Annotated in this window: 23 protein-coding genes; 19 read left to right on the top strand and 4 right to left on the bottom strand. The window is 71.3% G+C overall.

The features are described from left to right. The first annotated feature begins 7 nt into the window (after positions 1-7). From eis to ACIBK9_RS46525, 9 genes are all read left to right on the top strand, one after another. Positions 8-1,159, top strand: coding sequence for an enhanced intracellular survival protein Eis (eis, locus tag ACIBK9_RS46565; RefSeq protein WP_397165463.1), 1,152 nt, complete (start codon positions 8-10; stop codon positions 1,157-1,159). 105 nt (positions 1,160-1,264) lie between these two features. Beyond that, complete coding sequence (gene ruvC, locus ACIBK9_RS46560; RefSeq protein WP_352361457.1) at positions 1,265-1,786, top strand: crossover junction endodeoxyribonuclease RuvC; 522 nt, start codon at positions 1,265-1,267, stop codon at positions 1,784-1,786. 59 nt (positions 1,787-1,845) lie between these two features. Next, positions 1,846-2,466 carry a Holliday junction branch migration protein RuvA gene (gene ruvA / locus ACIBK9_RS46555; protein WP_358285749.1) on the top strand — a complete coding sequence of 207 codons (621 nt, stop codon included), beginning with the start codon at positions 1,846-1,848 and terminating at the stop codon, positions 2,464-2,466. A 48-nt stretch (positions 2,467-2,514) separates the two neighbouring features. Continuing rightward, positions 2,515-3,546 carry a Holliday junction branch migration DNA helicase RuvB gene (gene ruvB, locus ACIBK9_RS46550; protein WP_397165461.1) on the top strand — a complete coding sequence of 344 codons (1,032 nt, stop codon included), beginning with the start codon at positions 2,515-2,517 and terminating at the stop codon, positions 3,544-3,546. Positions 3,547-3,758: 212 nt separating this feature from the next. Further along, the gene (gene yajC, locus ACIBK9_RS46545; RefSeq protein ID WP_397165459.1) at positions 3,759-4,145 is read left to right on the top strand and encodes a preprotein translocase subunit YajC; all 387 of its coding nucleotides are present in this window, start codon (positions 3,759-3,761) and stop codon (positions 4,143-4,145) included. Between the two features lie 43 nt (positions 4,146-4,188). Next, positions 4,189-5,985 carry a protein translocase subunit SecD gene (secD, locus tag ACIBK9_RS46540; RefSeq protein ID WP_397165457.1) on the top strand — a complete coding sequence of 599 codons (1,797 nt, stop codon included), beginning with the start codon at positions 4,189-4,191 and terminating at the stop codon, positions 5,983-5,985. A 1-nt stretch (position 5,986) separates the two neighbouring features. Beyond that, entirely contained in the window at positions 5,987-6,976 is a 990-nt protein-coding gene (secF, locus tag ACIBK9_RS46535) for a protein translocase subunit SecF (protein ID WP_352361431.1), read from the top strand. 230 nt (positions 6,977-7,206) lie between these two features. Further along, entirely contained in the window at positions 7,207-7,725 is a 519-nt protein-coding gene (locus ACIBK9_RS46530) for an adenine phosphoribosyltransferase (RefSeq protein ID WP_358285759.1), read from the top strand. 172 nt (positions 7,726-7,897) lie between these two features. Then, a complete protein-coding gene (locus ACIBK9_RS46525; protein ID WP_352330550.1) occupies positions 7,898-10,087 on the top strand; it encodes a bifunctional (p)ppGpp synthetase/guanosine-3',5'-bis(diphosphate) 3'-pyrophosphohydrolase in 2,190 nt (729 codons plus the stop codon). A gap of 11 nt (positions 10,088-10,098) precedes the next feature. Here ACIBK9_RS46525 and ACIBK9_RS46520 read toward each other — a convergent pair whose 3' ends face one another. The 3 genes from ACIBK9_RS46520 to ACIBK9_RS46510 all read right to left on the bottom strand — a co-directional run bounded on the left by ACIBK9_RS46520 (position 10,099) and on the right by ACIBK9_RS46510 (position 13,407). After that, positions 10,099-11,187 (bottom strand): cupin domain-containing protein, encoded by a 1,089-nt coding sequence (locus tag ACIBK9_RS46520; RefSeq protein WP_397165455.1) that lies wholly within the window; start codon positions 11,185-11,187, stop codon positions 10,099-10,101. Positions 11,188-11,227: 40 nt separating this feature from the next. Next, a complete protein-coding gene (locus ACIBK9_RS46515; protein WP_352361439.1) occupies positions 11,228-12,457 on the bottom strand; it encodes a DUF349 domain-containing protein in 1,230 nt (409 codons plus the stop codon). Positions 12,458-12,519: 62 nt separating this feature from the next. After that, positions 12,520-13,407, bottom strand: a complete 888-nt coding sequence (locus tag ACIBK9_RS46510) for a peptidylprolyl isomerase (protein ID WP_397165453.1) — start codon at positions 13,405-13,407, stop codon at positions 12,520-12,522. 123 nt (positions 13,408-13,530) lie between these two features. Between ACIBK9_RS46510 and ACIBK9_RS46505 the strand changes: the two genes are divergently transcribed. From ACIBK9_RS46505 to aspS, 3 genes are read left to right on the top strand one after another with little or no spacing between them, the layout of a single operon-like run. Then, entirely contained in the window at positions 13,531-14,208 is a 678-nt protein-coding gene (locus ACIBK9_RS46505; RefSeq protein ID WP_364340882.1) for an MBL fold metallo-hydrolase, read from the top strand. Then, positions 14,208-15,467 (top strand): histidine--tRNA ligase, encoded by a 1,260-nt coding sequence (gene hisS / locus ACIBK9_RS46500; RefSeq protein ID WP_397165452.1) that lies wholly within the window; start codon positions 14,208-14,210, stop codon positions 15,465-15,467. The genes ACIBK9_RS46505 and hisS overlap by 1 nt, the downstream gene beginning before the upstream one ends. Then, positions 15,464-17,200, top strand: coding sequence for an aspartate--tRNA ligase (gene aspS, locus ACIBK9_RS46495; RefSeq protein WP_358285771.1), 1,737 nt, complete (start codon positions 15,464-15,466; stop codon positions 17,198-17,200). The genes hisS and aspS overlap by 4 nt, the downstream gene beginning before the upstream one ends. 57 nt (positions 17,201-17,257) lie before the next feature. On the opposite strand, the gene ACIBK9_RS46490 is transcribed toward aspS, so the two are convergent. Continuing rightward, positions 17,258-18,145 (bottom strand): peptidylprolyl isomerase, encoded by an 888-nt coding sequence (locus ACIBK9_RS46490; RefSeq protein WP_387665133.1) that lies wholly within the window; start codon positions 18,143-18,145, stop codon positions 17,258-17,260. Between the two features lie 169 nt (positions 18,146-18,314). Here ACIBK9_RS46490 and ACIBK9_RS46485 point away from each other — a divergent pair, with 169 nt between their 5' ends. The 7 genes from ACIBK9_RS46485 (at position 18,315) to ruvX (ending at position 24,872) form a co-directional block, all read left to right on the top strand. Then, positions 18,315-18,815, top strand: coding sequence for a hypothetical protein (locus ACIBK9_RS46485; protein ID WP_397165450.1), 501 nt, complete (start codon positions 18,315-18,317; stop codon positions 18,813-18,815). Positions 18,816-18,824: 9 nt separating this feature from the next. Beyond that, positions 18,825-20,126 carry a replication-associated recombination protein A gene (locus ACIBK9_RS46480; protein ID WP_364340872.1) on the top strand — a complete coding sequence of 434 codons (1,302 nt, stop codon included), beginning with the start codon at positions 18,825-18,827 and terminating at the stop codon, positions 20,124-20,126. 31 nt (positions 20,127-20,157) lie between these two features. Further along, positions 20,158-20,907 (top strand): hypothetical protein, encoded by a 750-nt coding sequence (locus tag ACIBK9_RS46475; protein WP_397165448.1) that lies wholly within the window; start codon positions 20,158-20,160, stop codon positions 20,905-20,907. 184 nt (positions 20,908-21,091) lie between these two features. Next, a complete protein-coding gene (locus ACIBK9_RS46470) occupies positions 21,092-21,466 on the top strand; it encodes a DUF948 domain-containing protein (RefSeq protein WP_352327837.1) in 375 nt (124 codons plus the stop codon). After that, complete coding sequence (locus ACIBK9_RS46465) at positions 21,463-21,693, top strand: hypothetical protein (protein WP_397165447.1); 231 nt, start codon at positions 21,463-21,465, stop codon at positions 21,691-21,693. Before ACIBK9_RS46470 ends, ACIBK9_RS46465 begins: the two co-directional genes overlap by 4 nt. Positions 21,694-21,715: 22 nt before the next feature. Beyond that, positions 21,716-24,388 carry an alanine--tRNA ligase gene (gene alaS / locus ACIBK9_RS46460; RefSeq protein WP_397165445.1) on the top strand — a complete coding sequence of 891 codons (2,673 nt, stop codon included), beginning with the start codon at positions 21,716-21,718 and terminating at the stop codon, positions 24,386-24,388. A 1-nt stretch (position 24,389) separates the two neighbouring features. Beyond that, a complete protein-coding gene (gene ruvX, locus ACIBK9_RS46455) occupies positions 24,390-24,872 on the top strand; it encodes a Holliday junction resolvase RuvX (RefSeq protein ID WP_352327834.1) in 483 nt (160 codons plus the stop codon). Positions 24,873-24,880: the final 8 nt, after the last annotated feature.

Genomic DNA, 24,880 nt, shown 5'->3' with positions numbered 1-24,880 from the left:
AGTGGTTGTGGAAATTCGCGATCTCACCCCTGACGACCTCGACGACGTTCTCGACCTGCGTAAACGTTCCTTCGGCCCGATCTCCGGCGCGGAGGCCGAGCGGTGGCGCCGCACCGTGACGCCCACGCTCGGCGAGGGCCGCTACCTGGGCGCGTTCGAGGGCGGCAGGCTCGCCGCCTCGGCCCGGCTGCGCGGCTTCACCCAATGGTGGTATGGCCGTCCGCAGCCCATGGCCGGCGTCGCGGGGGTCACCGTCAACCCGGAGGACCGCGGTCACGGCGTCGGCACCGCCATCATGCGCGCCGTCATCGACCGCGCCGCCGCCCACGGCGACGCCGTCTCGGCGCTCTACCCGGCCACCACGCCCCTGTACCGCTCGCTCGGCTACGAGCACGCCGGAGCCCGGCACATGATCACGCTGCCCGCCGAGTCGCTGCGCCGCATCAGGCCGTCCGGCGAGGTCAAGCTGCGCAGGATGGGCCCCGCCGACGCCGCCGAGGTCGTCTCCCTGCTCCACCGCACGCACGAGGCGGCCCGTTCCAGCGGCCCCGTCGCCTGGGACGAGAACGCCTGGCGCGTCTGGCTGTCCAACGAGGACGACTTCCTCTACCTGGCCCCCGACGGCTACCTCGTCTACCGCTGGAACGGCGACGACATGCACGTCGAGAACCTGGTCGCCGGGTCGGGGGAGACGGCCAGGGCGCTGTGGTCGATGGTGGGCAGCTCGTCGTCCATCGCCAGGAAGGTCACCGCGCCGGTCGCCCCCGACGACCCGGTGCTGTGGCTGCTCGGCGAGCGCTCCACCGACCGCGTCACGCAGGTGCGCTGGATGTTCAGGGTGCTCGACGTGGCCGCGGCCGTGGCGCGCAGGGGCTTCCCCGCCGCCGTCACGGGCGGGGCCGCGGTCTCCGTGGACGACCCGCTGCGCGGCGGCGGCTCCTTCCGGCTGGAGTTCTCCGGCGGCTCCGGCACGGCCGTCCCGGCCACTCCGGCAGACGGCGGGGGCGCGGCGCTGAGCGTCGGCGGCTTCTCCGCCCTGTACGCGGGCGTGCCCACCGCGACGCTGCGCAGGACCGGCCTGATGTCCGGCGACGACCGTCACGACGAGCTGCTCGACACGGCCTTCGCCGCCAAGCCGTACATGCTCGACTACTTCTGACGGGCCCGCCCGCCGTTCGCGGCGGGCGATTCACGGTGCGCGGCCAGCTCGGCCGGGGTAGAGTCTCGTGCCGAACAGATGTTCGGCGGCGCGGGAGGCAAGCCGGTGCGGGTGATGGGCGTCGATCCGGGGCTGACCCGGTGCGGCCTGGGCGCGGTCGAGGGCCGGCCGGGCGCGCCGCTGTCGCTGGTGGCCGTCGGGGTGGTGCGCACGGGTTCCGACGAGGAGCTCGGCGCCCGGCTGGTCGGCATCGAGGCCGGCATCGAGCGGTGGCTCGACGAGGTCCGTCCCGACGCCGTGGCCGTGGAGCGCGTCTTCGCCCAGCACAACGTCCGCACCGTCATGGGCACCGCGCAGGCGGCCGGGATCGCCGTGCTGTGCGCGGCCCGGCGCGGGCTGCCGGTCGCGCTGCACACGCCCTCGGAGGTCAAGGCCGCCGTCACCGGCAGCGGCACGGCCGACAAGAAGCAGGTCGGCACGATGATCACCCGGCTGCTGCGGCTGGCCGAGATGCCCAAGCCGGCCGACGCCGCCGACGCGCTGGCCCTGGCCATCTGCCACATCTGGCGCGGCGGCGCCCAGCACCGGCTGGCCGAGGCCATGGCCCGCGCCGGCAAGGGGCGCTGACCCGTGCGGCAAGCGCGGGCCGGCCGTTTCGTGGAGTTCGTGGAGAAGGAGACCGAGTCGTGATCGCGTCGGTGGCGGGCAGGGTGGCGTCGGTCGCGCCCGACGGAGCCGTGATCGAGGTCGGGGGCGTCGGCATCCTCGCCCACTGCACCCCCGGCACGCTGGCCACGCTGCGCGTGGGCGAGCAGGCCAGGCTGGCCACGTCGCTGGTGGTGCGCGAGGAGTCGCTGACCCTCTACGGCTTCGCCGGCGACGACGAGCGGGCCGTCTTCGAGATGCTCCAGACGGCCAGCGGCGTCGGCCCCAAGCTGGCGCTGGCGATGCTCGCCGTCCACACGCCCAACGCGCTGCGGGTGGCCGTGGCCGCCGCCGACCTCAAGGCGCTCACGCGGGTGCCGGGCATCGGGCAGAAGGGCGCCCAGCGCATCGTCCTGGAGCTGAAGGACCGGCTCGGCACCCCCGAGGAGGCCGTCAACGCGGCGATCGGCGGGGAGCGGCGCGCCGCCCTGTGGCGCGAGCAGGTGCACTCCGGCCTGGTGGGCCTGGGCTATTCGAGCAAGGACGCCGACGAGGCGGTGGCCGGGGTCGCGCCGGAGGCCGAGGCCGACCTCGCCGCCGGGCGCCAGCCGCAGGTGGCCGCGCTGCTGAAGGCCGCGCTCCGGTCGCTCAGCGTACGATGATCATGAAGTCCGAGACGACGCCCCGGCGCGCGGGAAGGAGCGGTGGCCATGAACTATGAGCGCGAGCTGGTCTCCGCCGACGCCGGCGGCGACGAGCTGCAGATCGAGGCGGCGCTGCGGCCCAAGCGGCTGGGCGAGTTCATCGGCCAGGGCCGGGTGCGCGAGCAGCTGTCCCTGGTGCTGGAGAGCGCCATGCGCCGGCAGCGTCCGCCCGACCACGTGCTGATGAGCGGGTCGCCCGGCCTGGGCAAGACCACCCTGGCCATGATCATCGCGGCCGAGCTCAACATGCCGCTCCGCATCACCTCCGGCCCCGCCCTGGAGCGGGCCGGCGACCTCGCCGCCATCCTGTCCACGCTGACGGAGGGCGAGGTGCTGTTCATCGACGAGATCCACCGCATGGCCAGGCCCGCCGAGGAGATGCTCTACCTGGCCATGGAGGACTTCCGGGTCGACATCGTCGTGGGCAAGGGGCCGGGCGCGACCGCGATCCCGCTCGACATCGCGCCGTTCACGCTGGTCGGCGCCACCACGCGGGCCGGCCTGCTGCCGGCGCCGCTGCGCGACCGGTTCGGGTTCACCGCCCACATGGACTTCTACGAGGTCGGCGAGCTGGAGCAGGTGCTCCACCGGTCGGCGCGGCTGCTCGGCGTCGTCCTGCCCGAGGAGGGCGCCCACGAGATCGCCCGGCGGTCGCGCGGCACGCCCCGCATCGCCAACCGGCTGCTGCGCCGCGTCCGCGACTTCGCCGACGTGCGCGCCGACGGAGTGATCGATCGAGACATTGCCTCGGCCGCGCTCAATCTTTACGAAGTCGACGCCGAAGGGCTCGACCGGCTCGACCGGGCGGTGCTCGGGGTGCTGCTGCGCAAGTTCGGCGGCGGTCCCGTCGGTCTCTCCACGCTCGCCGTGGCCGTGGGGGAGGAGCCCGAGACCGTCGAAGTGGTGGCCGAGCCGTTCCTCGTGCGGCAGGGGCTGCTGGCCAGGACCCCGCGCGGCCGGGTCGCGACCGCTTCCGCCTGGACACACCTGGGTATGACACCACCGCCGGACGCTTTCGGGGCCGCCGTTTCACCGTGATCACGAAACGGTTGCAACCATTTCAAATCGGGAACTTCCCCGCGCGCCGAATCGCTGCCTCGTTGCCGCGTTTCATAACAACCGCCTACACTCCGTGCCTTGGCTGGCTGTGTAGGCTGACGGGCTGAGCGGCGCGGCCCGAGAGCTACGCAACGGAATTTCCGGCGCGAGGCCGGTGTCAAATTCTTGAACGACTATGGAAGGTCGCCCCTATGGACATGGGACAACTCGGAAGCATCCTGCCGCTGATCCTTCTGGTGGTGGTGTTCTACTTCCTGCTGATCCGTCCGCAGCGCAAGCGCCAGCAGGAAGCGCAGCAGATGCAGAACTCCTTGACCCCGGGCGCCCGCGTCATGACCACGACCGGCCTGTTCGCCACGGTCGTCGCGGTGGACAACGAGGACGTCGTGCTGGAGGTCGCGCCCGGCATCGAGACGCGCTGGGTCAAGGCGGCCATCGGCCGGGTGGTCCAGCCCGGTGACGCTCCGGTGGTGGCCGACGAGCCGGTCGTGACCGACGTGGCCGACGGTGACGCCAAGGAGTCCGACACGACCGTCGAGCCCAACGGCGATCAGGGCTCCAGCAGCAAGCAGTCCTGACTAAGCTCTGCGACAAACCCCTATCTGAGAGAATCGACGACCAGTGGCCCGACCGACCAGCCGCCACAGCCGACCAGGGCGCACGCTCTTGGTGCTGCTGGCGCTCATCCTCGCCCTGGGCGGGACGATGTTCCTGCAGAAGGCGTTCACGCCGAAGCTGGGACTCGACCTCGCCGGCGGAACGACGGTGACGTTGTCACCCGTGACCCAGTCCGGTCAGTCTCCGCCTGAAGAGATCCTCGACCGCGCGGTCAACATCATCCGCGACCGGGTCAACGGCACCGGCATCTCCGACGCGGAGGTCGCCAAGTCCGGCGACAACATCATCATCTCCATCCCGGGCGTCGGACAGAGCGAGGCCATCAAGCTGGTCGCCACCACGGCGGAGCTGCGCTTCCGCCAGGTGCTCGCCATGGAGGCCACGCAGGTCCCGCAGAACCTGACCACCGAGGCGCCCACGCCGGGCGCCTCGCCGTCTGCCAAGCCGTCCTCGACCGCCAGGCCGTCGGGCAAGCCGTCCGGCACGCAGTCGGCGACCACGCCGAGCGCGTCCCCGACGGGCAAGGCGCTGTCGTCCGCGCTGACCGCGCCGACGCCGGGCGCCACGCCCGAGGCCACGCAGACCGGCCGCGGCCAGACGGCCCAGAACCAGACGGGTCAGAAGCAGAACACCAAGGGCAAGAACGCCACGCCGACGCCGTCGCCGAGCACGCCGCCCGCGCAGCCGAACCAGGACCCCAACGCCGGCATCAACACGCAGGGCATCGACCCCGCGGTGCTGCAGCAGTTCCACAAGCTCGACTGCTCCGACCCCAAGAACCGCGGCCAGGGCGTCCAGGACGACCCGAACAAGCAGTACGCGGCCTGCGAGACCGACGGCAGCTACAAGTACGTCCTCGACGTCGCCAAGGTCGTCGGCACCGACATCGACACCGCCTCGGCCGGCGTGCGCCAGGGCACCGTGGAGTGGATCGTCCAGCTCGACTTCAAGAGCAAGGGCGCGGGCGAGTGGAGCAAGCTCACCACCACCGCCTACAACGCCCAGGAGCCGCGCAACAAGGTGGCGGTCGTCCTCGACGGCGTGGTCATCACGGCCCCCAACATCATCAGCCCGATCCCCGGCGGCCGCGCCGAGATCACCGGCGGCTTCGACCAGGTCAGCGCCACCAACCTGGCCGACCAGCTCAAGTACGGCGCCCTCCCGCTGAAGTTCCAGCGCAGCTCGATCGACACCGTGTCCTCGACGCTCGGCGCCGACCAGCTCGAAGGCGGCCTGATCGCCGGCATCATCGGCCTCGGCCTGGTGGTCGTCTACTCGCTGCTGTACTACCGCGGCCTCGGCATCGTCGCGGTGCTGAGCCTCGTCGTGGCCTCGATCCTGACGTACACGGCGGTGGTCGTGCTCGGCCACAACGCCGGCTTCCGGCTCTCGCTGCCGCACATCATCGGCCTGGTGGTCTCGATCGGCATCACCGCCGACTCCTTCATCGTGTACTTCGAACGCATACGTGATGAGATGAAGGAAGGTCGGCGGACGCTTCGCGCGGCCGTCGAGGTGGCCTGGGTCCGTGCCCGGCGCACGATCCTGATCGCCGACGCCGTCATGTTCATCGCCGCCATCGTGCTGTACTTCCTGGCGGTGGGCGGTGTGGCCGGGTTCGCCTTCGCGATGGGCCTGACCACGCTGATCGACATCGTGGTGGTGTTCATGTTCACCAAGCCGTTCATCGCCCTGCTGGCGAGGCTGAAGTTCTTCGCCAAGGGCCACCCGCTGTCCGGCCTCGACGCAGAGCGCATGAGCACCGAGCCGGCCGCCACGACCACTCCGCAGGAGGCCTGAGATGGGACTGGGGCGTCGCCTCTACCGCGGCGAGATCGATGTCGACTTCGTCGGCAAGTGGAGGCTCTGGTACAGCCTGTCCGGCCTGCTGCTGGCCGTCTCCCTGGCCGGCATCCTGTTCAACGGGCTCAACCTGGGCGTCGAGTTCAAGGGCGGAACGGTCTTCACGTTCCCGGCCAGCAGCGGCACCGTCGAGGAGGTCCGCGAGGACTTCCGCACGCAGGGCGCCCACCAGGTGATCGTGCAGCGGGCCCGCGACAACTGGCGGGTCACCACCGAGACCCTGACGGAGTCGACGCTCAACCAGATGCAGACCACGATCGCCAAGGAGTACAAGGTCCCGGTCAAGGACGTCAGCGTCCAGTCGATCGGCGCCTCCTGGGGCGGTGAGGTCTCCCAGAAGGCCTGGATCGGCCTGGGCGTCTTCATGCTGGCGATCATCCTGTACCTGTCGATGGCGTTCGAGCCGAAGATGGCGTTGTCGGCGATCGTCGCGCTCATCCACGACCTCGTCATCACCGCCGGCGTCTACGCCTGGTCGGGCTTCGAGGTCACGCCGGCGACGCTGCTGGGCTTCCTGACCATCCTCGGCTACTCGCTCTACGACGCGGTCGTGGTGTTCGACATGATCAAGGAGGTCACGGCCAAGCTGGGCACGACCTCCAAGATGACGTACTCGATGGCGGCCAACAACGCGCTCAACCACACGCTGATCCGGTCGCTGAACACCTCGCTGGTCGCGATCCTGCCGGTGGCGGCCATCCTGTTCATCGGCACCACGCTGCTCGGCGCGGGCACGCTGAAGGACCTGTCGCTGGCCCTGTTCGTCGGCATGATCGTCGGCACCTACTCGTCTCTGTGCGTGGCCACGCCGATGCTGGTGACGCTCAAGGAGCGGGAGCCGAAGTACCAGGCCATCGCGCGCCGGCTCGCCTCCACCACCGGCAAGGGGGCGAAGGGTTCCAAAAGCGCAGCCGTAGCGAAGGGCTGAGCCCCGTCCGTGGCTCGTCACGGCGCCCCCGTCCGTCAGGGCGGGGGCGCCGTCGCGTTCAGGGGGGCCGTGCGGCGCCGGATGGGGTCGTGGGGCACCCCGGGCTGGGCTCGTTCCCGGCGGGCGTCTGAGGCCCGTCACAGGCCGTCCGGGACGTCGCGAGGTCCGAGGAGGGTCCGGAGTAGGCCATCATGGAGCGCGGCACCCACGAGGAAGGCGATGGAAGCACGATGAGCGAGCTCAGCCAGTTGATCCTGGACCGGATCAGGGACGTCCCCGACTATCCCAAGCCCGGCGTGCTGTTCAAGGACATCACCCCGCTGCTCGGCGACCCCGTCGCGATGGCGGCCGTGGTGGAGGAGCTGGCCGGCCTCACCGAGGTGGACAAGATCGTCGGCATCGAGGCCAGGGGCTTCATCCTGGCGGCGCCGGTGGCCTACCGGGCGGCGGCCGGGTTCGTCCCGGTGCGCAAGAAGGGCAAGCTGCCGGCCGCGACGCTGGAGGAGTCCTACGACCTGGAGTACGGCTCGGCCACCATCGAGGTGCACCGCGACGCCTTCGCGCCCGGCGACCGGGTGCTCATCGTCGACGACGTGCTGGCGACCGGCGGCACGGCCAAGGCCACCATCGAGCTCGTCGAGCGGGCTGGCGCGCACGTGGTCGGCATCGCGGTGCTGATGGAGCTGGCCTTTCTCAAGGGGCGCGAGCGTCTGCCGGCCGTCGACCTGCACTCCCTGGTGATCGTCTGAGACGGCCCGAGCGAGTCCGGGTTCCCAGCCTGGATACACTGGGGGGATCTGGACTCGAACGTGAGGAGTCTGAGTGCCCCGTGATGTGGTCGCGCCCGACGTAACCGACGCAGGTAATGCCGACGCGCCCGGCGTTCCTGCGGTGCGTCGACGGCGGTTTGGGGGTGGGGCCATGAATCCGGTGCTGGAGCCGCTGTTCCGCACGGTCCGGGCCACCCATCCCAAGGCCGATCTGCGCCTGATCGAACGCGCCTACGACATGGCCGCCTACCACCACCGCGACCAGAAGCGGAAGTCGGGCGACCCCTACATCACCCACCCGCTCGCCGTGGCGACGATCCTGGCCGAGCTGGGCACCGACGACGAGACGTTGTGCGCCGCGCTGCTGCACGACACCGTCGAGGACACCGCCTACAGCCTCGACGAGCTGCGCGCCGACTTCGGCGACACGATCGGCTCGCTGGTCGACGGCGTCACCAAGCTCGACAAGGTCAAGTTCGGCGACGCGGCGCAGGCCGAGACCGTGCGCAAGATGGTCGTGGCGATGTCGCGCGACATCCGCGTGCTGATCATCAAGCTCGCCGACCGGCTCCACAACATGCGCACCATGCGCTACCTGCCCGAGCACAAGCGCCACCAGAAGTCCCGCGAGACGCTGGAGATCTTCGCTCCGCTGGCCCACCGGCTCGGCATGAACACGATCAAGTGGGAGCTGGAGGACCTCGCGTTCGCCATGCTCTACCCCAAGCGCTACGACGAGATCGCGCGCATGGTGTCCGAGCGCGCGCCGCGGCGCGACCTGTTCCTGCAGGAGGTCATCGAGAAGGTCTCCGGCGACCTGCGCGAGGCCAAGATCCGCGCGGTGGTCAAGGGCCGGCCCAAGCACTACTACTCCGTCTACCAGAAGATGATCGCCCGCGACGTCGCCTTCGACGACATCTACGACCTGGTGGGCATCCGGGTCCTGGTCGACAGCGTGCGCGACTGCTACGCGGCGCTGGGCACGATCCACGCGCGCTGGAACCCGGTCCCCGGCCGGTTCAAGGACTACATCGCGATGCCCAAGTTCAACATGTACCAGTCGCTGCACACCACGGTGATCGGTCCCGAGGGCAAGCCGGTCGAGCTGCAGATCCGCACCCACGCGATGCACCACAGGGCCGAGTACGGCGTGGCCGCCCACTGGAAGTACAAGGAGGAGGTCGGCGCGCCGGGGCCCACCGGAAAGGTCAAGCCGGGCAGCGACATGGCCTGGCTGCGCCAGCTCCTCGACTGGCAGAAGGAGACCTCCGACCCGGGCGAGTTCCTGGAGTCGCTGCGCTTCGACCTGTCGGTCTCCGAGGTCTACGTGTTCACCCCGAAGGGCCAGGTCATCGCCCTGCCCGAGGGCGGCACGCCGGTCGACTTCGCCTACGCCGTCCACACCGAGGTCGGCCATCGCTGCATCGGCGCGCGCGTCAACGGGCGGCTGGTGCCGCTGGAGTCGCGGCTCGGCAACGGCGACACGGTCGAGATCTTCACCTCCAAGTCGCCCGACGCCGGGCCGTCGCGCGACTGGCTGAAGTTCGTCAAGTCCGGCCGGGCCCGCAACAAGATCCGGCAGTGGTTCTCCAAGGAGCGCCGCGAGACCGCGATCGAGGCGGGCAAGGAGGCCATCGGCCGCGCCATGCGCAAGCAGGGCCTGCCGCTGCAGCGCCTGATGTCCGGTGAGGCGCTGCTGGCGCTCGCCCGCGACCTGCGCTATCCCGACGTCTCGGCGCTCTACGCGGCCGTGGGGGAGGGGCACATCGCCGCGCAGGCGGTCGTGCAGAAGCTCGTGGCCTCGATCGGCGGCGTGGAGAGCGCCGAGGAGGACATCGCCGAGACGTCCCTGCCGACCCGGCTGCGCGGCCGTCCGCGCGGCGGCGGCGCGGGCGTGGTCGTGGCGGGCGATGCCGACGTGTGGGTGCGCCTGTCCAAGTGCTGCACGCCGGTGCCCGGCGACGAGATCGTCGGCTTCGTCACCCGCGGCCACGGCGTGTCCGTGCACCGCGCCGACTGCACCAACGTCCAGCAGCTCAGGGAGCAGCCCGACCGGCTGGTCGAGGTGAGCTGGTCGCCCGGCGACGACAGCGTGTTCCTGGTGGCCATCCAGGTCGAGGCCCTCGACCGGCCGCGCCTGCTGTCCGACGTCACGCGCACCCTGTCCGACCAGCACGTCAACATCCTCAGCGCGTCCGTGACGACCTCGCGCGACCGGGTGGCGATCAGCAAGTTCACCTTCGAGATGGGCGACCCGAAACACCTGGGCCACGTGCTCAAGGCCGTGCGCAGCATCCAGGGCGTCTTCGACGTCTACCGGGTGAGCGGCGCCGGCAGCTGAGCGGCCGCGGGTCAGCCCTTCAGGTCCGGCAGGTTGACCACGATGGCCTCCTGCGTGCTGCGCGCGATCACCACGACGGCCTCCCGCTCGGGGTCGGGGTTCTCCTCGCGGTGCGGGGTGTAGGGCGGCACGTAGACGTAGTCGCCGGGGGCCGCCTCGATGCGCCGCTCGCGGCCGTCCTGGAGGAAGACGAAGCGCGGCGAGCCGCTGACGACGTAGATGGCGGTCTCCGAGGCGCCGTGGTGGTGGTCGGAGGAGCGGGTGGCGGGCGCGACGTGCGTCTGGCCCATCCACAGGGCCGAGGAGCCGGCCGTGGCCCCGCTGACGGCGGCCAGCCTGCGCATCCCGGCGCTCTGCGCCGTGTCGCCCGACAGCGCGTCCGAGGCGATGTGACGCAGCGGGAGGTGGAAGGGGTCGCCCTCGGCCCGGTAGCCCTCCCACAGGCGCCCTCCGGCCCGTTCCAGGACGCCTGAGGCCACCGAGGTCAGCAGCTCCGGGTCGGAATGGGCCGCCAGCAGCTCGTCGGCCAGCGCCGGGTCGTGCCCGCGCAGCTCGCGCAGCAGCCACTTGCCGTTGCCCCGCCACCTGCCGCCCACGTCGAGGGCCAGCCTGGCGGTCTCCTGGACCACCTGCCAGCGGATGAACAGCTGCTCGCCGGGGTCGGTCGCGCCGGCCAGGTCGTCGAGCAGGTCGGACAGGGCGTACCGGGCCTGGTCGGCGCGGGCGGCGGCCAGGCCGCCGGGACCGGCGGCCAGCCGGTCGCCGAGCGCCGCCTGAAGGTCGCTGGCCCGGCCGCCGGTGCGGTCGACCAGCACCGCGCCGTCGGCGCACATGCGGGCCACGCCCGGCTTGCGCTCGGCCAGGTCGCGGTCGACGTAGGCGTCGAGGCTGGTCTCGCTGTGGACGTACAGCTCGACGGGCCAGCCGTGCCAGCGCAGGGACTCGCGGTAGGGCACGGCCAGCCCGTCGAGCACCACCACGACGTCGAGGTCGGAGGTGCTGGTGCGGCGCTCGGTGAGCACGCTGCCGCCGACGAAGGCGTACAGGGCGCCGGGGAACAGCTCGTCGACGAGGGCGCGCGCGACGCTGACGGGGTCCATGCCGTCAGCGTAGGACCCCGGCCGCCTTCCGAAGATCGGTTCAGCTGAACTCGGTCAGCGTGCGCTCGGCCTCCTCCAGCCATGAACGGCGGGCGACCAGCGCCTCCTCGGCCTCCTTGACGTCCTTGGCCCGGCCGGCGGCCTGCGCCTTGGACAGCCGCTTCTCCAGCTGCTCGATGGAGGCGCGCAGCTGGTCGACCGTGCTCTGGGCGCGGGCCCTGGCCTCGGGGTTGGACCGCTTCCACTCGGCGTCCTCGGCCTTGCGCACGGCCTCGTCGACCTTGCGCAGCCCGCCTTCGAGCCGGTCGCGCTGCTCGCGCGGCACCGGTCCGGCGGCCTCCCAGCGCTCCAGGACGTGCCGCAGCGCCGCCCTGGCCGTGCGCGCGTCGGTGACCGGGAGGATCTTCTCGGCCTCGGCCAGCAGCTCCTCCTTGACCTCGGCGTTGGCCGCCAGCGAGGCGTCGCGCTCGGCGAAGACCGCCGAACGGGCCTGGAAGAACTGGTCCTGGGCGGCCTTGAAGCGGCCCCACAGCTCGTCCTCGGCCTCGCGCGAGGCGCGCCCGGCGGTCTTCCACTGCTGCATCAGCTCGCGGTAGATCGCCGCGGTCGTGCCCCAGTCGGTGGAGCCGGCCAGGGCCTCGGCCTCGGCGACGATGCGCTCCTTGGCCGAGCGCACGCCCTCACGCTGCTCGTCCAGGCCCGCGAAGTACTGCTTGCGGCGCTTGGCGAAGGCGGTGCGGGCGGCCGACAGCCGCTTCCACAGCGCGGCCTCGGTGACCCGGTCGATCCGGTCGGCGGCCTTCCACTCCTCCACGAGCTGGCGCAGCCGTTCGCCGCCCGACTTCCAGTGGGTGGTCTCGTCGGCGATGCGCTCGGCCTCGGCGACGATGCGCTCCTTGACCGCCCTGGCCTCGGCGCGCGCCTGGTCGCGGGCGGCCTTGACCTCCTCGCGGCGATGGCCGACCAGCTCGGTCAGCCCGTCGAGGCGGGCCGTCAGCGCCGCCAGGTCGCCCACGGCGTGGGCGTCGGCGACGGCCTCGCGCAGCTTGGCGATGCTCGCCTCGGCCTGCGCGGGCGCCAGGTCGGTGCCCTTGACCCGCTGTTCGAGGAGCTGTACCTGGCCGGACAGCTCGTCGTACTTGCGATGGAAGTAGGCCAGTGCCTCTTCGGGTTCACCGGCCTGCCAGGAGCCGACGGCCCGCTCTCCCTCAGCCGTACGCACGTAGACGGTGCCGTCGTCGTCTACCCGGCCCCACGGGTCGGTGCTCACCGTGTCCTCCCGCACTATCCATCAGACCCTTCGGGACTACTTCGTCCCTAGTTTGTATTACGTCAGCTCTTGCCGGCGATTGTCACGTCTTTGATTTCGAGGGTTTGCTTCGGTGCTCCGGTCCCATCTCCCATGTCAGCGATGACGCCCGCTTTGTTCACCTTGTCCAGGATGTCGAGCCCCTTGGTGATCGTACCCACCGGCGTGTAATCCGGGGTGAGTCCGAGATCGCCGTAAACGAGGAAGAACTGGCTCCCCGTGCTGCCCGGCGCCGAGGTCTTCGCCATCGCCACCGTGCCGCGCTTGTACGTGGCCCCCTGGAGGTTCTCCTCGGCCATCACGTAGCCGGGGCCGCCCGCGCCGTCCTGGCTCTTGCCGTCGGCCTTGGCCGTCGGGTCGCCGCACTGCAGCATGGGGAACTTGTCGCTGCCGAGCCGGTGGCACTTGCTGCCGTCGTAGAACTTCTTGCTCGCCAGGAAGGCCAGCGAGTTGGTCGTGCACGGCGCCTTGGCGTTGTCGAGCTCGACCACGATGTCGCCCAGGTTCGTGGCGAGCGTCATCGTCTTCTTGGCCGGCTCGGTCTTGACCTTGGTCGGCGGCATGCCGACGTCCTTGACCTGGCCGCCGGCGGCCTCCTTGACGTAGTCGCAGGTGCCGGTCGCCGCGTTGTACGGCTTCGGCCCCGTGCTGGCCGCGGCCGACGCGGTGTCCTGCGGGGCCGAGGCCGAGGGCGAGGCGGACGCCTCGGTCGTCGAGTCGCCGCCGCCGAGCAGCGCGACCGCGGCCACGATGCCGCCCACCACGACCACCACGCCGACCGTGGAGCCGATGATCGCGGTGCGCTTGGCCTTCTGCTCGCGCTCGATGCGGCGCTGCATCTGCCGCTCGTAGTGCTCACGTGCCAGCTGCTTCTGCCGGTCCTTGCCCGTGGCCACCGCTTTGCCTCCCATAGTCAATCAACTGAGGTGGGCGAATCGTATCGGCCAATGGGTAATGATTCGCAGCCCGGCGACCCGCACCGGTACCCTTCGGTTACATTCCCATTGGCTTTTCGACGAGATCACCTGAGGCAGATGCTCATCGCAGGCTTCCCCGCAGGGGCCCTCCAGACCAATTGTTACGTCGTCGCGCCCGCGGCCGGCGAGGAGTGCGTGATCGTCGATCCGGGCCAGGACGCGGCCGAAGGCGTCGACGAGCTGCTGCGCGAGCACCGGCTCAAGCCGGTCGCGGTGCTGCTCACGCACGGCCACCTCGACCACGTGTGGTCGGTCGCCCCCGTCTGCGGCGCGCGCGACGTCCCCGCGTGGATCCACCCCGACGACCGCCACCTGCTGAGCGACCCCTCGGCCGGCTGGGGCGGCGGCGTCTCGCTGTTCGGCGACATCAGGCTGAGCGAGCCCGACGACGTGCGCGAGCTGTCCGACGGCGCCGCGCTCAGCCTGGCGGGCCTCGATCTCGTGGTCGACCACACCCCGGGCCATACCAGGGGGTCGGTGAGCTTCCGGCTGCCCGGCGACGAGATCATGTTCTCGGGCGACCTGCTGTTCGCCGGCTCCATCGGCCGCACCGATCTTCCCGGCGGCGACTACGCGACCATCCTGAGCAGCCTGGCCACCAAGTGCCTGCCGCTGCCTGACGATACGGTCGTCCTGCCGGGCCACGGACCACAGACCACGATCGGCCGCGAGCGCGCCACCAACCCTTACCTGAAGGAAGCGGCGCCGCAGGCCGGTCCCACACGAGGGATCTAATGAGCTTCCAAGCACCCAAAGGCACCTTCGACTGGCTGCCGCCCAGCTCCGAGGCCATCCTGGCCGTGCGCGAGGCACTGGCCGCGCCGCTGCGGCAGGCGGGCTACGGCTACGTCGAGACCCCGGTCTTCGAGGACACCGAGCTGTTCAAGCGCGGCGTGGGCGAGTCCACCGACGTGGTGTCGAAGGAGATGTACACCTTCCCCGACAAGGCGGGCAGGTCGCTGACCCTGCGCCCCGAGGGCACCGCCTCGGTCGTGCGCGCCGTGCTCCAGCACAACCTGCACAACGGCCAGCTCCCGGTCAAGCTGTGGTACTCCGGCAGCCAGTTCCGCTACGAGCGCGCCCAGAAGGGCCGCTACCGCCACTTCTGGCAGGTCGGGGCCGAGGCCCTCGGCTCGGAGGACCCGGCGCTCGACGCCGAGCTGATCCTGCTCGGCGCGCGCGGCTTCGCCTCGCTCGGCCTGCGCCAGGTCAGGCTGCTGCTCAACTCGCTCGGCGACCGCAACTGCCGCCCCGCCTACCGGGCCGCGCTCCAGGACTTCCTGCGCGGGCTCGACCTCGACGAGGAGACCAGGGCCCGCATCGACATCAACCCGCTGCGGGTGCTCGACGACAAGCGGCCCGAGGTGCAGGCCCAGCTCACCGGCGCGCCGCTGGTCGTCGACCACCTGTGCGCGGCCTGCAAGGCCTACCACGAGGAGGTCCGCTCGCTGCTGACCGCCTCGGGCGTGGCCTTCGAGGACGACCCCCGGCTGGTGCGCGGGCTCGACTACTACACGCGCACCACGTTCGAGTTCGTGCACGGCGGGCTCGGCTCCCAGTCGGCCGTCGGCGGCGGCGGCCGCTACGACGGGCTCAGCGAGATGCTGGGCGGCCCGCCGCTGCCCAGTGTCGGCTGGGCGCTCGGCGTCGACCGCACGTACCTGGCCATGGAGTCCGAGGGTCTGCTCGGCGAGGCCGCGCCGGGCCGCGTCCAGGTGTACGGTGTCCCGCTGGGCGACGACGCGCGCCGCCGCATGTTCCTGCTTATCTCCGAGCTGCGCGAGGCGGGCGTCAGCGCCGACATGGCCTTCGGCGGCAAGGGGCTCAAGGGAGCGATGAAGGGCGCCGACAGATCCGGCGCCCGCTTCGCGCTGATCCTGGGCGAGCGAGACCTCGCGGCCGAGGCCGTGCAACTGAAGGACCTGACCACCGCAGAACAGACCCAGGTGCCGCTGGCCCAGGTCGCCGACGTTTTGAAAGGGAAAGTGCAGTGATCCGCACGCATACGGCCGGGTCGCTCCGTGAGGAGCACGCCGGGCAGCAGGTGACGCTCGCAGGATGGGTGGCCCGCCGCCGTGACCACGGCGGCGTTGTCTTCATCGACCTGCGCGACGCCTCCGGCTCGGCGCAGGTGGTCTTCCGCGAGGAGGACCACGCCCACGACCTGCGCGCCGAGTACTGCGTGCAGGTGGTCGGCCAGGTCAGGGTGCGCCCGGAGGGCAACGAGAACCCCGAGCTGCCCACCGGCGCGATCGAGGTCGTGGCCGAGCGGGTCGAGGTGCTGAGCGAGTCCGCGCCGCTGCCGTTCCCCATCGAGGGCAACGTCGGCGTGTCGGAGGAGGCCCGGCTCAAGTACCGCTACCTCGACATCCGCCGCCAGCAGGTCGCCGCCGCCATGCGCACCCGCTCCAAGGCCACCTACCTGGCCAACGAGGTGATGCACGAGCTCGGCTTCGTCTACGTCGAGACCCCGACGCTGACCCGCTCGACCCCCGAGGGCGCGCGCGACTTCCTGGTGCCGGTCCGCCTGCAGCCCGGCAACTGGTACGCCCTGCCGCAGTCGCCCCAGCTGTTCAAGCAGCTCCTCCAGGTCGCCGGCCTGGAGCGCTACTACCAGCTCGCCAAGTGCTACCGCGACGAAGACCTGCGGGCCGACCGCCAGCCCGAGTTCACCCAGATCGACGTCGAGATGTCCTTCGTCGACCAGGAGGACGTCATCGAGGTCGGCGAGAAGCTGGTCGGCCGCCTGTGGCGGGAGATCCTCGGCTACGAGATCCCCATGCCGCTGCCGCGCATGACCTACGCCGACGCCATGGCCCGTTACGGCTCCGACAAGCCCGACCTGCGCTTCGGCCAGGAGCTCGTCGAGATGACCGACTACTTCTCGGCCACCTCCTTCCGCGTCTTCCAGGCCGACTACGTCGGCGCGGTGGTCATGCCGGGCGGCGCCTCGCAGACCCGCAAGGAGCTCGACGGCTGGCAGGAGTGGGCGCGCAGCCGCGGCGCCAAGGGCCTGGCCTACGTGCTGGTCCAGGAGGACGGCACGCTCGGCGGCCCGGTCGCCAAGAACCTGTCGGAGCAGGAGCTGTCCGGCCTGGCCGCCAAGGTCGGCGCCGCCCCCGGTGACGCGATCTTCTTCGCCGCCGGCGCCCGCTCGGCCTCCCGCGACCTGCTGGGCGCGGCCCGCCTGGAGATCGGCCGTCGCTGCGGCCTGATCGACGAGTCGCAGTGGTCGTTCCTGTGGGTGGTCGACGCCCCCATGTTCGAGGAGGACGGCGAGGGCGGCTGGACGGCCGTGCACCACCCGTTTACCGGCCCCAAGCCGGAATGGGCCGACAACTTCCAGGACCACCCGGGCGAGGCCCTGGCCTACGCCTACGACATGGTCTGCAACGGCATGGAGATCGGCGGCGGCTCGATCCGTATCCACCGGGCCGAGATGCAGCAGCGGGTCTTCGACGTGCTCGGCATCTCCAAGGAGGAGGCCGAGAGCAAGTTCGGCTTCCTGCTTGAGGCGTTCAAGTACGGCCCGCCCCCGCACGGCGGCATCGCCTACGGCTGGGACCGGATCTGCATGCTGCTGTCCGGCGGCGACTCGATCCGCGACGTGATCGCGTTCCCGAAGACCGCCTCCGGCTTCGACCCGCTGACCGGCGCGCCGACGCCGATCACGGCCGACCAGCGCAAGGAGGCGGGCGTCGACGCCCAGCCCAAGTCCGAGGCCTGACACGACGACGGCGGGCGCCCCCTTTCGCAGGGGGCGCCCGCCGTCGTGTTGCGCGTGCTACCGCACGGTGACGCGCTTGATGATGATCGGGTTCTTCGGCGCGGTCGAGCCGCCGTCGCCCACGATGTCGTCGCCGTTGACGATGACGCCGTCCTTGGCGACCTTCTCGATGATCTCCAGGCCCGAGCGGACCATGCCGAGCACCGAGTACTGCGGCTCCAGCTGGCCGTTCTCGTCCGACAGCGAGATCGCGAACTGGCTGCTGTTCTGCCCCGCCGCGCCGTCGGGCTGGGTCAGGAACACCACGCCCTTGGTGTAGGGCATGCCGACGGCCTCGTCGCCGTACACGTAGCCGGCCGTGCCCTGCCCGTCGGTCGGGTTCCTGCCGTCGGCCTTGGCCTGCGGGTCGCCGCACTGCAGCAGGAACAGGCCGGCCGTTTCCGGGGTCACCAGCCGGTGGCACTTGGTGTTGTTGTAGAAGCCCTTCCTGGCCAGGAACGCCATCGAGTTGACCGAGCACGGGGTCGCGTTCGCGTCGACGTCGATCACGATGTCGCCGTGGTTGGTGCTCACGGTCATCGTCTTGAGCTTGAGGTTGGGCCGCTTGCCCGGCAGGCCGACGAACTTGTTGGGCGCGGACTCGTCCCGCTTGTAGGTGCACGACACCTTGCCCGCCTGCTTCGGCGGCGTGGTGCTCGGCAGCGACGTCGGCGCGGGGATGCTGGTGCTGGCGGAGGGCGAGGGCGTGCTCGCCGCCGCGGCCGTCTTCTTGTCGTCGCCCATCAGGGTGGTCGCGGCGAAGATGCCGCCCGCCACCACGACGACGGCCACGCCCGCGCCGATGAAGGTGTTCCGCCTGGCTTTGGCGGTCTGCTCGGCCGCGCGCCTCGCCTGCCGCTCCTTGTGCTCCCGGGCCAGCTCGCTCTGGCGGTCGTCGCCGCTCACCGGTTGTCTCCTTCATCTTTGCCGACACATGACCAAACAACTCCGCGAATGCTACCGGCCTCCGATATGTGCCGGGCGTAAGTGGCGGAAGCCGCAGAGTGGGGCAAGTGAGGAGAGAACCATTTCGCGGGCAGATACGTAGTCCAGGTGAGCCCTCCAAGGAGTGACCGTGTTCGACCAGATCCTCGGCCTGCCGGCCCATCCGCTGATCGTGCACCTCGCCGTGGTGCTGACGCCGCTGCTCGTCCTCGTGGGCGGGGCGTACGCGCTGGCGCCTCGCGTGCGGGCCGTGACGGCGTGGGCGGTGGTGCTGCTGGCCGTGGCCGCCCCCGTGGCGGTCCTGGCGGCCAAGGAGAGCGGGGAGAGCCTCAAGCGGGCCCGCTTCACCGGCGTGGAGGGCCCGCTCGGCGCGCGGGTCGCCGTCCACGAGGGCTTCGCGACCCCGCTGCTGCTGTCGGCGGCCGGGCTCGCCGCCGCCTGCCTGGCCCTGGTGTACGCCACCACCCCCGCGCGCGGCTCGCTCACCCGCGACCGGTTCGGCAGGCCCGTCACGCTGGCGCTGTCGGCGCTGACGGTCGTCCTGGCCGCCGTGGCGGGCTACTTCTGCTTCCGGGCGGGCGACTCCGGGGCCAGGGCCGTGTGGGCCGCGGCGGGTCTGACCGGCGTGTAATCTCGCGTTGTGGATAGCCTGTTCGATTCGGCGGCTGAGGAGGCCACCCCGCAACCCCTCGCGGTGCGGATGCGCCCGCGCACCCTCGACGAGGTGATCGGGCAGCGGCATCTGCTGGGCTCCGGCACCCCGCTGCGGCGGCTGGTCGAGAGCGAGGCCCCCATGTCGCTGTTCCTGTGGGGCCCGCCCGGCACCGGCAAGACGACCCTGGCCTACGTCGTCTCCAACGTCACCAAGCGCCGCTTCGTCGAGATCTCCGCCGTCTCGGCCGGCGTCAAGGACGTGCGCGCCGCCATCGACAACGCCCGCCGCGAGCTGGGGATGAGCGGCCGGCAGACCGTGCTGTTCGTCGACGAGGTCCACCGCTTCAACAAGGCCCAGCAGGACGCGCTGCTGCCGGCGGTGGAGAACCGCTGGGTCACCTTCATCGGCGCCACCACCGAGAACCCGTACTTCTCCGTCATCTCGCCGCTGTTGTCGCGCTCGCTGCTGCTCACGCTGGAGTCGCTGTCCGACGACGACGTGCGCGCGGTCCTGGAGCGGGCGGTGGCCGAGCCGCGCGGCCTGGGCGGGCGGGCCCGGCTCGCGCCCGAGGCCCTCGACCACCTGGTGCGCCTGGCCGGCGGCGACGCGCGCAGGTCGCTGACCTACCTGGAGGCCGCCGCCCTGCTGGCCGACGACATCACCGTCGAGGTGGTGGAGAAGGCCGCCGACAAGGCGGCGGTGCGCTACGACCGCCAGGGCGACCAGCACTACGACGTGATCAGCGCGTTCATCAAGTCGATGCGCGGCTCCGACGCCGACGCGGCCCTCCACTACCTGGCCCGCATGATCGAGGCCGGCGAGGACCCGCGCTTCATCGCCCGCCGCATCGTCATCTTCGCCTCCGAGGACGTCGGCATGGCCGACCCCACCTGCCTGCAGACGGCGGTGGCCGTGGCCCAGGCCGTGCAGCTCATCGGGCTGCCCGAGGGGCAGATCAACCTGGCGCACGCCGTCATCCACTGCGCGATGGCGCCCAAGTCCAACGCGGTCGTGAAAGCCATCGGCGCGGCGGTCGGCGACGTCCGCAAGGGCCTGATCGGCCAGGTCCCCGGCCACCTGCGCGACGCCCACTACCCGGGCGCGGCCAAGCTCGGCCACGGCGGCGGCTACAAGTACCCCCACGACTTCGACCACGGCCTGGTGCGCCAGGACTACGCGCCCGAGCAGGTCCGCGACCGCCGCTACTACGAGCCCACCAGGCACGGCGCCGAGGCCCCGGTGGCCGACCGCTGGGCCCGGATCCGCGACTTCCTGCGCGGCTCCTGAGCCCCGCCCGCGCGCTAGATTGAGCGCCATCATGACCGACCACCGCGCGAGCTTCGACGCCCGCATCACCTTCGGCAACGGCGGCGACCTCGCCGTCCACGGCTTCCGCGTCGACCTGCCCGGCCCCGACGCCGCCGAGGACGAGATCGCCGCGCTGTTCGTGGCCTCGCTCGGCCTGCTGATGACCGACGGCGTCGAGCTGGACAACGTCGAGATCTTCGCCGAGCCGCACAAGGGCACCAGGGGAGGGCCCTCCGACCGCGCCGCGCAGGCCGCGCCGGCGGCCGGGGGAGCGCTGGTCGAGCTGGCCCGCCCGCCCGCCGACGGCGGCACGTACCTGGTGGCGCCCGGCGGCGACCTGACCGGGCTGCCCCTGGCCCGCACCGCCGAACTGCCCGCCGTGGTGGTGCGCGTGGCGGGCGCCGAGGCGCGGGAGATCGGCGTGGGCGCGCTGGCCGCCTTCGACGTGCGCGGCAGGGCGGTGCTGCTGCACACCGGCGCGCCCGGCGGGGGGCGGCTCACCCCGGAGGCCGCCTCGTGGCTGGCCGGGCGCGGCGCGTCCCTGGTCGGCACCGACGCCGACGGACTCGACGGCCTCCACGGCGTCGGGGGGTCGGCGGCTCTGGACGTGCTGCTGGCGGCGGGCGTGCCGGTCGTGGAGCGGCTGGCCGGGCTCGACCGGCTGCCGCCCACCGGCGCCCTGTTCACGGCCGCGCCGCCGCTCCTGGAGGGCGTCGGGCGGGTTTCCGTACGCGCCTTCGCCCGCGTCCCCGAGGCGTGACAGGAGGCGTGACAGGAGGCGGGCCGGGTGGCGGAACGCCTGGTCGGAGCGGCATGTGATCGGTCACGGAAGTGTCCGCAGGTGGCCTCGCCGCCGGATCCGGCCCGTTTTCCTCACTAACCTTGTCGCCGGGACGCGATAGGGTTCATGCCGTTCCGGCCCAGCGTACGAGGGAGATGAGCGGATGCTTACCGCTGGAGAGGTCGCCGGGCTGATCGCGGCCACGGGCTGGATTGTCCTGGTCTGCGTTCTCGCCATGGTGCTCGTCAAGCTCGCCAGGCTGCTCACCGAGACCACCAAGGCGGTCTCCGACCTGAACAACCGCCTGGTGCCGCTGCTCGACGACGTGAGCGTCACGGTCAACGAGACCAACAGGCAACTCGTCGCCGTCGAGGCCATCGCCCAAGACGTCAAGCAGGTCAGCGCGCACGCCGCCAAGCTCAGCGCGGTGACGCAGACCATCTTCACCGGCCCGTTGATCAAGGTGTCGTCGCTCGGCTACGGCGTGCGACGCGCCATCGAGGCCCGCAGGCCCGCCCGGGTGAGGCGGTCCCGGTGATCAGACGGCTGTTCTACCTCTCGCTCGGCGCGTTCCTCGCCTTCTGGGTGATGCGCAGGCTGCAGGCGCTGCACCCGACCCACGTCGTGCGGCGCACCGCCGACGGCGCGGCGGGGATGCTCGCGCGGGTGAGAGACTTTACCTCTGACGCGCTAGGCGAGGCCGCCGAGCGCGAAACCCAGTTGCGGGTGCGCTTCGGGCTCGACAACGCTGAAATCGACAACTGACTACCAGCAAAGGATGGCCACAATGGAGTCGGCAGAGATAGCCCGCCGCTTCCTGCGCTTCTTCGAGGAGCGTGGGCACAAGGTCGTGCCCTCGGCCAGCCTGATCGCTGAGGACCCCACGCTACTCCTGGTTCCTGCCGGTATGGTGCCGTTCAAGCCGTACTTCCTGGGGCAGCGCAAGCCTCCGGCGTCACGGCTGGCCACCGCGCAGAAGTGCGTGCGCACGCCCGACATCGAAGAGGTCGGCAAGACCACCCGGCACGCCACCTTCTTCCAGATGCTGGGCAACTTCTCCTTCGGCGACTACTTCAAGTCCGAAGTGATCCCGTTCGCGTGGGAGCTGCTCACCAGGTCCGAGTCCGACGGCGGCTTCGGCTTCCCCGAGGAGCGGCTGTGGGCCACCGTCTACCTTGAGGACGACGAGGCCTACGACATCTGGCGCAACAAGGTCGGCCTGCCCGAGAGCCGCATCCAGCGCCGCGGCCTGGAGGACAACTACTGGCACATGGGCGTGCCCGGCCCCGGCGGCCCCTGCTCGGAGATCTACTACGACCGCGGCCCCGAGTACGGCAAGGAGGGCGGCCCCGTCGCCGACGAGGACCGCTACCTCGAGGTCTGGAACCTCGTCTTCATGCAGTACCAGCTCAGCCAGGTCCGCACCAAGGTCGACTTCGACATCTCCGGCGAGCTGCCGGCCAAGAACATCGACACCGGCATGGGCCTGGAGCGCATGGCGACGATCCTGCAGGGCGTCGACAACCTCTACGAGATCGACACCACCTACAAGATCCTCGACAAGGCGGCCGAGCTCACCAAGACCCGCTACGGCCGCGACCACCGCGCCGACGTGAGCCTGCGCGTGATCGCCGACCACGTGCGCACCGGCACCATGCTGGTCGCCGACGGCGTCATGCCCGGCAACGAGGGCCGCGGCTACGTGCTGCGCCGCATCCTGCGCCGCTCGGTGCGCAACCTGCGCCTGCTCGGCTCCGGCGACGAGCGCTACATGCACGAGCTGACCGACGTCGCGATCAACGTGATGGGCGAGCAGTACCCCGAGCTCAAGGCCGACGCGCCGCAGATCCACGCGGTCATCGACGCCGAGGAGACGTCCTTCCTCGGCACCCTCCGCACCGGCACCGCGATCTTCGACGTGGCCGTCGAGGAGACCAAGCGCAAGTCCGGCTCGACGCTCTCGGGCGACCAGGCCTTCCAGCTTCACGACACCTACGGCTTCCCCATCGACCTCACCCTGGAGATGGCGGCCGAGCAGGGCCTGAAGGTCGACGAAGAGGGCTTCCGCCGCCTGATGAAGGAGCAGCGGCAGCGGGCCAAGGCCGACGCGGCGGCCAAGAAGACCGGCAACGCCGACATCTCGGTCTTCGGCCACCTGCTGGAGAAGGCCGGCAAGATCGACTTCCTGGGCTACGACGAGACCGAGGCCGAGACCACCGTCGTCGGCATCCTGGTCGACGGCGTCAGCGTGCCGGCGGCCGGCGCGGGCACGACCGTCGAGATCGTGCTCGGCCGCACCCCGTTCTACGCCGAGGGCGGCGGCCAGCTCGCCGACCAGGGCGTCATCCGCACGGCGGGCGCCGAGGTCGAGATCCTCGACGTGCAGTCGCCGCTCAAGGGCCTGATCGTCCACCGCGGCAAGGTCCGCAGCGGTGAGCTGAAGGCGGGCGACGAGGCGCAGGCCGAGATCGACGTCGAGCGCCGCCGGGCCATCTCGCGCAGCCACAGCGCCACCCACCTGGTCCACCGCGGCTTCAAGAACGCGCTGGGCGAGACGGCCGCGCAGGCGGGCTCGGAGAACTCCCCGGGCCGTTTCCGCTTCGACTTCACCGCGGCGGGCGCCGTCCCGGCCAGCGTGCTGCGCGACGTCGAGGACGAGGTCAACGCGGTGCTGATCAACGACCTCAAGGTCAACGCGTTCTACACCTCCCAGGCCGAGGCCAGGGCGATGGGCGCGCTGGCGATGTTCGGCGAGAAGTACGGCGACGAGGTCCGCGTGGTCGAGATCGGCGACTACTCGCGCGAGCTGTGCGGCGGCACGCACGTCCACAGCTCCGGGCAGCTCGGCCTGGTCAAGGTGCTGGGCGAGCAGTCGGTCGGCGCGGGCGTGCGCCGGGTCGAGGCGCTGGTCGGCATCGACGCCTTCCGCTTCCTGGCCCGCGAGAGCGTGCTGGTGGCCCAGCTGTCCGAGCAGCTCAAGGCGCGCCGCGAGGAGCTGCCCGAGCGCATCGAGGGCATCGTCACCCGCCTGCGCACCGCCGAGAAGGAGCTGGAGAAGGTCCGCTCGGCGCAGGTGCTCCAGGTGGCCGGCGAGCTGGCGTCCCAGGCCCGTGACCTGCACGGAGTCTCCGTGGTGACACACCGCGCGCCTGATGGCACCGGCGCCGACGACCTGCGTAAGCTCGCGCTTGATGTGCGTGGCAGATTCCCGGCCGACCGGCCGGCGGTCGTGGTGATCGCCGGCGCCCCCTCCGACCGGCCCGTGGTGGTCGCCGCGGTCAACGAGGCGGGGCGCGAGCGGGGGCTCAAGGCCGGAAGGCTGGTCGGCGTCGCCGCCAAGGCTCTTGGGGGTGGCGGTGGCGGCAAGGACGATGTCGCGCAGGGCGGCGGTACGCGGCCCGAGGCGATCGGCGACGCGCTCGGCCTGGTCGAACAGGCCATCGGCGAGCAGATCGGATGACATGAGGTTCGGTTCGCGGATCGGCGTCGACGTCGGTTCCGTCCGCATCGGCGTGGCGCGCAGCGATCCCAGCGGGACGCTGGCCACGCCGGTCGAGACCGTACGCCGGGGCAAGGGCGACCTCGACCGCCTCGCCGAGATCGTCGCCGAGCACGAGGCGATCGAGGTGATCGTGGGGTTGCCCACGTCGCTGTCCGGGCGTGAGGGGCAGGCGGCCGGGCTGGCCCGCGCGTTCGCCGCCGAGCTGGCCGGCCGGCTGGCGCCCACGCCCGTGCGGCTGTTCGACGAGCGGCTCACCACGGTCGCGGCCCAGCACGGGCTGCGGGCCAGCGGCGTACGCGCCAAGAAGCAGCGCGGGGTCGTCGACCAGGCGGCCGCCGTCGTGCTGCTCCAGGACGCCCTCGACTCCGAACGCGCCACCGACAGACCACCAGGCAGGCCCGTCGAACCGCCCCCCGCGGCGGCCGACGGACCTGCCTCATGACCGGGCGG

Origin of the sequence: Nonomuraea sp. NPDC050227 (assembly GCF_044459705.1) — a bacterium.
Classification (GTDB): Bacteria; Actinomycetota; Actinomycetes; order Streptosporangiales; family Streptosporangiaceae; genus Nonomuraea.
This window is presented reverse-complemented; position numbering and strand designations above follow the sequence as displayed.

What these genes read in the sequence shown, in the direction of transcription:
- ruvX (WP_352327834.1), top strand. Translation starts at nt 24,390, where the DNA reads ATGAGGTTCGGTTCGCGGATCGGCGTCGACGTCGGTTCCGTCCGCATC.
- ACIBK9_RS46505 (WP_364340882.1), top strand. Translation starts at nt 13,531, where the DNA reads ATGCTCATCGCAGGCTTCCCCGCAGGGGCCCTCCAGACCAATTGTTAC.
- ruvB (WP_397165461.1), top strand. Translation starts at nt 2,515, where the DNA reads ATGAACTATGAGCGCGAGCTGGTCTCCGCCGACGCCGGCGGCGACGAG.
- ACIBK9_RS46525 (WP_352330550.1), top strand. Translation starts at nt 7,898, where the DNA reads ATGAATCCGGTGCTGGAGCCGCTGTTCCGCACGGTCCGGGCCACCCAT.
- ACIBK9_RS46510 (WP_397165453.1), bottom strand. Translation starts at nt 13,407, where the DNA reads ATGGGAGGCAAAGCGGTGGCCACGGGCAAGGACCGGCAGAAGCAGCTG.
- secF (WP_352361431.1), top strand. Translation starts at nt 5,987, where the DNA reads ATGGGACTGGGGCGTCGCCTCTACCGCGGCGAGATCGATGTCGACTTC.
- ACIBK9_RS46470 (WP_352327837.1), top strand. Translation starts at nt 21,092, where the DNA reads ATGCTTACCGCTGGAGAGGTCGCCGGGCTGATCGCGGCCACGGGCTGG.
- ACIBK9_RS46475 (WP_397165448.1), top strand. Translation starts at nt 20,158, where the DNA reads ATGACCGACCACCGCGCGAGCTTCGACGCCCGCATCACCTTCGGCAAC.
- ACIBK9_RS46530 (WP_358285759.1), top strand. Translation starts at nt 7,207, where the DNA reads ATGAGCGAGCTCAGCCAGTTGATCCTGGACCGGATCAGGGACGTCCCC.
- ACIBK9_RS46520 (WP_397165455.1), bottom strand. Translation starts at nt 11,187, where the DNA reads ATGGACCCCGTCAGCGTCGCGCGCGCCCTCGTCGACGAGCTGTTCCCC.
- alaS (WP_397165445.1), top strand. Translation starts at nt 21,716, where the DNA reads ATGGAGTCGGCAGAGATAGCCCGCCGCTTCCTGCGCTTCTTCGAGGAG.
- yajC (WP_397165459.1), top strand. Translation starts at nt 3,759, where the DNA reads ATGGACATGGGACAACTCGGAAGCATCCTGCCGCTGATCCTTCTGGTG.
- hisS (WP_397165452.1), top strand. Translation starts at nt 14,208, where the DNA reads ATGAGCTTCCAAGCACCCAAAGGCACCTTCGACTGGCTGCCGCCCAGC.